Consider the following 6,494-nt stretch of genomic DNA (forward strand, 5'->3'; position numbering starts at 1 on the left):
GGCGCCGGCCCGCCGCTGCCTCAGTGCAGCGCGTCGGCAGGCACCGCGCGCAGCGAGATCTCGCGCAGGCGGTCGACATGCGGATTCTCGCCCTGCAGCTCGAGGCGCCCCGCCGCGACCAGTTCGCGGCAGCGCCAGAACGCCACGCTGTCGCTGACCACCAGGTGGCCGCGGTCGGCGTAGGCCATCACCGCGCCCACCACGCGCGCGGCCGGCTGCCAGTCTTCCCCGGCATGTTCGAGCACCAGCGCGTCGATATCGGCGTAATGGCCGCTCTTGAAGGTGTTGTCGATCCAGTAGCGCAGCTCGGCGTTGGCCTGCTTGGCCTCCTGCCATTCGAGCGCGAGCCGGCTGATGCGAAGCACCGAGATCGGCGCGGCTTCGGGCAGTTTCGCGGCCAGATGCTCGGGGGAGAACAGGCCCGTCGAGACCGGGCGCTCGCCGATCCGCTCTCGCGTGTCGGCATCGAGATCGGCCACCGAGAGTCGTACCTCGTTGAGCCGTTGCGGCGCGTTGCGCAGGTGGTAGGCCACGCGTCGCAGCATCAACTGGTCGGCGGCGCTTTGCGCGTGCCAGATCACTACCTGGTCGGCGCCTGCCGCGAGTTCGGCCAGCTTGTCGAGCTCGCCGGCCAACTGGGCGGGCCAATCGAACAACTCGCCGGGCAGCAGCTTTTCCCAGAAGGCGGCGCGTGTCGCGGACGCGTCGTCGATGCCGCGCAAGGGGCCGACGGCGAGATCGTCGAGGAGTTCGACCACGGAATCGGTGCGGCCGGCCGAAGCCAGCGCGTTGCGTAGCGAGGCGGCGGCGGAGCCGCCGATGGTGACGTGAAGAATGCTCATCTGCCGAAGATCAACGAAGAAGGGCCGCCTGGCGGCCGGGCTGGTGTGCCCCGGCCCGTCAGGCGGCCCTTAGTGTAAGCGAGATGCCGTGTCACGAGATACCGCGCCGCGCACGGCGATGACGACGCTCAACGTTCGTCGTAGCTGACCACCACCTTGTCGCTGATCGGGTGGCACTGGCAGGTCAGCACGAAGCCGTCGCTCACCTCGTGCGCTTCGAGCGTGTAGTTCTTGTCCATCCGCACCTCGCCTTCGAGCACCTTCGCGCGGCAGGTGCAGCACACGCCGCCCTTGCAGGCATAGGGCAGCGCCAGGCCCGCGCGCAGGCCGATATCGAGCAGGCTCGGGCCCTCGTAGGGCAGGCGCAGCTTGCGCGTCTTGCCGTCGATCACGATCTCGAGCGCGGCGGCCGGCGTGGTTTCGGTGATTTCCACCGCCGGCGCGCCGGCCTGCGGCAGCGGCGTGCCGAAGCGCTCGACGTGGACCCGCTCCGGCGCCACGCCGGCCGCGGCCAGCGCCGCCTCGGCCGCGTCCATCATCGGCGCCGGGCCGCAGATGAAGGCCTCGTCGATCGAATCGGGCGGCACCAGCGTGTCGAGGAAGGCCGCACACTTCGCCTGGTCGAGCACGCCGTTGAACAGCTCGACGTCCTGCTGCTCGTCGGACAGCACGTGGTAGAGCGCGAAACGCTGCATGAAGCGGTTCTTCAGGTCTTCCAGGCCTTCGGCGAACATGATCGAATCGACGCTGCGATTGCCGTAGATCAGCGTGAAGCGGCTGCGCGGCTCCAGTTCGAGCGTGGTGCGGATGATGGCCAGCACCGGCGTGATGCCCGAACCGCCGGAGAAGGCCAGGTAGTGCTTGCCGGCTTCGGCGTTCAGGTGCGTGAAGAAACGGCCGTCGGGCGTCATCACCTCGATGCTGTGGCCGGCCTTCAGCGTGTCGAAGGCGAAGTTCGAGAAGCGGCCGCCGCGCACGCGCTTGATGCCGATGCGCAACTCGCCGTCGCGTTCGTAGTCGGTGGTGCCGACGCAGATCGAATAGGAGCGGCGCGTTTCCTCGCCGTCGATGTGCGCCTTCAGCGTGACGAACTGCCCTTGCGTGAAGCGATATTGCTCGCGCAGCCCGGGCGGAACCTCGAACGAGACCGTCACCGCGTCGGCCGTCTCGGGCTGAACCTCGCGGATGCGCAGCGGATGGAATTGCGGAGTCGCCATGTCAGTAGGGCTTGAAGTAGTCGAAGGGTTCGCGGCAGTCGAGGCAGCGATAGAGCGCCTTGCAGGCCGTCGACGCGAACTGGGCGAGGCGCTCGGTATGGACCGAGCCGCAGCGCGGGCAGGCCGGCGCGGCCGAGGGTTTCGGCGCGAAGCGGATCACCTTCGAGGTGCCGCCGGGGTTCGGGGCGGGGCTGCCGCAGTTGCCGACCGGCGGCGCGATGCCATAGGTGCGCAGCTTGTCGCGGGCCGCCTCGCTGATCCAGTCGGTGGTCCAGGCCGGCGACAGCACGGTGACGATCCGGTGGGCGGGCGCGCCGATCCGCGCGAGCGCGGCCTCGATGTCCTCGGCGATCTGCGACATCGCCGGGCAGCCCGAGTAGGTCGGCGTGATCACGATCTCGAGCAGGCCGTCGTCGGCTTCGCGCAGTTCACGCAGGATGCCGAGTTCGCGGATCGAGACCACCGGAATCTCGGGATCGGGCACGGTGTCGAGCGCGGCGCGGATCGCGTCGAGATCGGGGGGCGGGGCGGGGTTGGCTGGCGCGGGCATGGCGGCTTTCGTCGGCGTGGCGGCGTGCATGCTCAACTCACCAGCTCGCGCCCGGATGCTGGCGCGCCAGGCTCTGCATCTGCGCGAGCAGGAAGCCCATGTGCTCGGAATGCTCGCCGAGCTTGCCGGTGCTGACGTGCGCCACCGGCGGCGGTGCGTCCAGCGTGGCTTCGGCGAGTGCCGCGTCGACGTCGGCGCGCCAGGCGGCTTCGAGCGTGTCCGCAGCGGGCGCGATGCCGGCCGTCGCGACCTCGCGCTCGACCGCGTCGACGGCAAAGCATTCGCGGGTATAGGGCATCAAATAGTCGAGCGCAGCCTGCGCGCGGCGATGCGAGGTTTCGGTGCCGTCGCCGAGCCGGATCAGCCATTCGCGCGCGTGATGCTCGTGGTAGCGCGTCTCCTTGATCGATTTCGCGGCGATCGCGGCCAGCTGGGTGTCGTTCGAGGTCTCGAGCGCGGTCCAGAGGTGCAGCATCAGCGTCGCGTAGAGGAAGTTGCGCACGATCGTCACGGCGTAGTCGCGGTCGGCCTGGGCCGTGCCGCTCAAGGGGCCGTGATGTGGCAGCTCGACCAGCGTCAGGTTGGTGAATTCGTGCTCGCCGCGGAAATAGGCGTAGTCGTCCTCGGTCTTCGCGGCGCCGGTCAGCGCGCGTTCGAGTTCGGCCGCGTGGGCATAGAGCAGTCGCGCCTGGCCGATCAGGTCGAGGCTCATGTTGGTCAGCGCGATGTCCTCTTCGAGGATCGGGCCGTGCCCGCACCACTCGGCATTGCGCTGACCGAGGATCAGCGCGCTGTCGGCGAGGCGCAGCACGTAGGCAAGGTGGGAGGCCGGGTTCGTCGTCATCGCGGGCTTACATGTGGTTGACTTCGTCGGGCAGCGTGTAGAACGTCGGGTGGCGGTAGATCTTGTCGCCGGCCGGTTCGAACAGCTCCGCCTTCTCGTTCGGAGCGGATGCCGTGATCGCCGCCGACGGCACCACCCAGATGCTCACGCCTTCCTGGCGGCGCGTGTAGACGTCGCGCGCCATGCGCAGCGCCATCGAGGCGTCGGCGGCGTGAAGGCTGCCGCAGTGCTTGTGATCGAGCCCCTGCTTGCTGCGCACGAATACTTCCCAGATCGGCCATTCCTGTTTCATGTCTGTCTCCTGCTGGATGAGGGGCGGTTTCAGGCGGCCTGCCGTTCGGCACGGCGCGCGCGTTTCTCGGCATGGGCGAGCGCGGCTTCGCGGACCCAGGCGCCGTCGTCGTGGGCCTTCACGCGGGTGGCGAGGCGCTCGCGGTTGCAGGGGCCGTCGCCGTTGACGACACGCCAGAACTCGTCCCAGTCGATCGCGCCATAGTCGTAATGGCCGCGCGATTCGTTCCACGCGAGGTCGGGATCGGGGAAGCTCACGCCGAGCACGCGGGCCTGCTCGACCGCCGCGTCGACGAATTTCTGGCGCAGGTCGTCGTTCGAGATCCGCTTGATGCCCCATTTGGCCGACTGGTTGCTGTGGACCGAATCGGCATCGCTCGGGCCGAACATCATCAGCACCGGCCACCACCAGCGGTTCACCGCCTGCTGGACCATCTCGCGCTGCGCCGGCGTGCCGGCCATCATCGCCAGCAGCGCGTCGAAACCCTGGCGCTGGTGGAAAGATTCTTCCTTGCAGATGCGGATCATGGCGCGTGCATAGGGGCCGTAGGTGCAGCGGCAAAGCGGAATCTGGTTCATGATCGCGGCGCCGTCGACCAGCCAGCCGATCACGCCGACGTCCGCCCAGCTCGGCGTGGGGTAGTTGAAGATGCTCGAATACTTGGCCTTGCCGGCGTGCAGCGCGTCGACCAAGGTGTCGCGCGAGACGCCGAGCGTTTCGGCCGCGCTATAAAGATATAGGCCGTGCCCGGCTTCGTCCTGCACCTTGGCGAGCAGGATCGCCTTGCGCTTGAGGCTGGGCGCGCGCGTGATCCAGTTGCCCTCGGGCAGCATGCCGACGATCTCGGAATGCGCGTGCTGGGAAATCTGGCGTACCAGCGTCTTCCGATAGGCCTCCGGCATCCAGTCCTGCGGCTCGATCTTGCCGTCGGCGCCGATCACGGCGTCGAAGCCCGCCTGCTCGGGGGAGGCGGTGGCGTTCGTGCCGGCAGCGTCGGCGGGGGCCGGCTGGCCGGGGAGGTCGAGGGATTGCGTGTACATGGCGATCGTCCCGTTCGGGGAGAAGGTAGAGCGCAGTATAAACCAACCGTCCGGTCGGTTAATTAATTTTTAGAGATACCGGATGGCTTGCGCTCCACTGGGCCTGGATCGGCGGTGATGCAAAAACCGGGGCGATATCGGGCACAATCGTCCACTTTCCCGTACTTTCCGGTGAGCTGGATCGAATCATGAGTTTCCGTCGTCGTGTGTTGCCGGCCGTGGTCGGCGGTCTTGCGTTGTGGTGGGTTGGCGCGGCAAGCGCCGCGGATGGGGAGGCATCGCGCTGGGTGGCGGCCTGGGCCACCGCGCTGCAGCCGATTCCTGAAATGGCTTCGCCGCCTCCTCTATATAGAACGCCTGAGGTTGCGGGTCGGACGCTGCGCGAGATCGTCTATCCGAGTGTTGCCGGCGACAAGGTCAGGGTGCGGATCAGCAACGCCTATGGGCGAGCACCGTTGTCGATCGGATCGGCGCGGATCGCGCGTTCCGCAGGGACGGCCGCGGTGCGAGGCGACATCGCCGCGCAGCTGAGCTTTGGTGGGCGGCGCGATGTCGTGCTGGCGCCGGGAGAGGAGCGCGACAGCGATCCGGTCTCGCTGCCGGTGGAGGCCGGCGCGCCGTACGCGATCAGCCTGTTCGTTCATGGCGAGCAGAAGCTGACGGGCTGGCATCGCGTCTCGAACCAGATCAACTATGTCTCGACGCCGGGCGACCATGCCGCGGATACGAGCGGGGACGCCTATAAGGTTCGGATTACCCAGTCAGCCTGGGTCAGCGAACTGGCGGTCGAAGCCGGGCCTAACGCGGTGGGTACGATCGCGGCGGTTGGCGACTCGATCACCGATGGCATGCGTTCGAGTCTGAATCGTAACCGGCGCTGGCCGGACGGGCTCGATCGCCGGCTCGACGCGGCCGGCGCGCGCCAATGGGGCGTTGTCAATCTCGGGATCAGCGGGAATCGCTTGCTGAGCGACTCGGCCTGCTATGGCGTCGCACTCGAGCGCAGGTTCGAGCGCGACGTCCTTGCCCGATCTGGGGTGAAGGCGGCCGTGCTGCTGGTCGGGATCAACGACATCAATTTTCAGGCGATGCCGCCGCGCGCTGGCCTCGACTGCGATGCGCCGCATACGAAGGTCGATGCGCGGGCGTTGATCCAGGGATATCGCCGCCTGATCGTGAGTGCCCACGCGAAAGGAATTGCCTTGTTTGGTGCGACGCTGACGCCGGCGTCCTTGCCCGCGGAGCGTGAGGCGATTCGTGTCGAGGTGAATCACTGGATCCGCACCTCGGGGGCGTTCGATGGCGTGGTCGATTTCGATGCCGCGCTACGCGACCCGTCGCGACCGCAGATCATGCAACGTCGTTACGACAGTGGGGACAACATCCATCCGAGCGACGCAGGTTATGCGGCCATGGCGGATGCAGTGCCGATCGACAAGCTGCTGGAGGCCGCGAAGCAGCGTTGAGTCGTGATGAAAAACGGGCGCCGTCATGGCGCCCGAATTTTTTAACAAAGTTCTTAAAAAAGACTTGCGTGCCTGCTAGAGCCTGCTTAGAATCACGCCTCTTTCGCGCTAACGGAAACGCGGTGCGGAAGGGGAAGCAAGGTTGGACGCGTCGAGCGCCTGAGCAGTTGGCCGCTGATTCGTTTGACCGAGAAGTGATCGACGCAGTGAGTTGATCGCGGCGCTGAAAAAAGTAGTTGACGC

Annotated in this window: 7 protein-coding genes; 1 reads left to right on the forward strand and 6 read right to left on the reverse strand. The window is 67.2% G+C overall.

Annotated elements, in window-relative coordinates:
* Nucleotides 1-20 precede the first annotated feature (20 nt).
* From FB600_RS20420 to paaA, 6 genes are all read right to left on the reverse strand, one after another.
* The gene (locus tag FB600_RS20420; protein ID WP_013696342.1) at nt 21-842 is read right to left on the reverse strand and encodes a DUF1835 domain-containing protein; all 822 of its coding nucleotides are present in this window, start codon (nt 840-842) and stop codon (nt 21-23) included.
* A gap of 128 nt (nt 843-970) precedes the next feature.
* The gene (gene paaE / locus FB600_RS20425) at nt 971-2,059 is read right to left on the reverse strand and encodes a 1,2-phenylacetyl-CoA epoxidase subunit PaaE (protein WP_025101186.1); all 1,089 of its coding nucleotides are present in this window, start codon (nt 2,057-2,059) and stop codon (nt 971-973) included.
* Nucleotide 2,060: 1 nt separating this feature from the next.
* Nucleotides 2,061-2,639: a 1,2-phenylacetyl-CoA epoxidase subunit PaaD gene (gene paaD / locus FB600_RS20430; RefSeq protein WP_096750677.1), complete on the reverse strand. Its 579-nt coding sequence runs from the start codon at nt 2,637-2,639 to the stop codon at nt 2,061-2,063.
* A gap of 7 nt (nt 2,640-2,646) precedes the next feature.
* A complete protein-coding gene (gene paaC, locus FB600_RS20435) occupies nt 2,647-3,453 on the reverse strand; it encodes a 1,2-phenylacetyl-CoA epoxidase subunit PaaC (protein ID WP_098154640.1) in 807 nt (268 codons plus the stop codon).
* 7 nt (nt 3,454-3,460) lie between these two features.
* Nucleotides 3,461-3,745, reverse strand: a complete 285-nt coding sequence (gene paaB, locus FB600_RS20440; protein ID WP_013696346.1) for a 1,2-phenylacetyl-CoA epoxidase subunit PaaB — start codon at nt 3,743-3,745, stop codon at nt 3,461-3,463.
* A gap of 29 nt (nt 3,746-3,774) precedes the next feature.
* Nucleotides 3,775-4,785, reverse strand: coding sequence for a 1,2-phenylacetyl-CoA epoxidase subunit PaaA (gene paaA, locus FB600_RS20445; protein ID WP_013696347.1), 1,011 nt, complete (start codon nt 4,783-4,785; stop codon nt 3,775-3,777).
* Between the two features lie 188 nt (nt 4,786-4,973).
* Here paaA and FB600_RS20450 point away from each other — a divergent pair, with 188 nt between their 5' ends.
* Nucleotides 4,974-6,251, forward strand: coding sequence for an SGNH/GDSL hydrolase family protein (locus FB600_RS20450; protein WP_145757224.1), 1,278 nt, complete (start codon nt 4,974-4,976; stop codon nt 6,249-6,251).
* Nucleotides 6,252-6,494 lie beyond the last annotated feature (243 nt).

This window comes from Burkholderia sp. SJZ089 (genome assembly GCF_007828315.1).
Taxonomy (GTDB): domain Bacteria; phylum Pseudomonadota; class Gammaproteobacteria; order Burkholderiales; family Burkholderiaceae; genus Burkholderia; species Burkholderia gladioli.

Coding starts and splice junctions, on each gene's coding strand:
- FB600_RS20420 (WP_013696342.1), bottom strand. CDS start 842: ATGAGCATTCTTCACGTCACCATCGGCGGCTCCGCCGCCGCCTCGCTA.
- paaE (WP_025101186.1), bottom strand. CDS start 2,059: ATGGCGACTCCGCAATTCCATCCGCTGCGCATCCGCGAGGTTCAGCCC.
- paaD (WP_096750677.1), bottom strand. CDS start 2,639: ATGCACGCCGCCACGCCGACGAAAGCCGCCATGCCCGCGCCAGCCAAC.
- paaC (WP_098154640.1), bottom strand. CDS start 3,453: ATGACGACGAACCCGGCCTCCCACCTTGCCTACGTGCTGCGCCTCGCC.
- paaB (WP_013696346.1), bottom strand. CDS start 3,745: ATGAAACAGGAATGGCCGATCTGGGAAGTATTCGTGCGCAGCAAGCAG.
- paaA (WP_013696347.1), bottom strand. CDS start 4,785: ATGTACACGCAATCCCTCGACCTCCCCGGCCAGCCGGCCCCCGCCGAC.
- FB600_RS20450 (WP_145757224.1), top strand. CDS start 4,974: ATGAGTTTCCGTCGTCGTGTGTTGCCGGCCGTGGTCGGCGGTCTTGCG.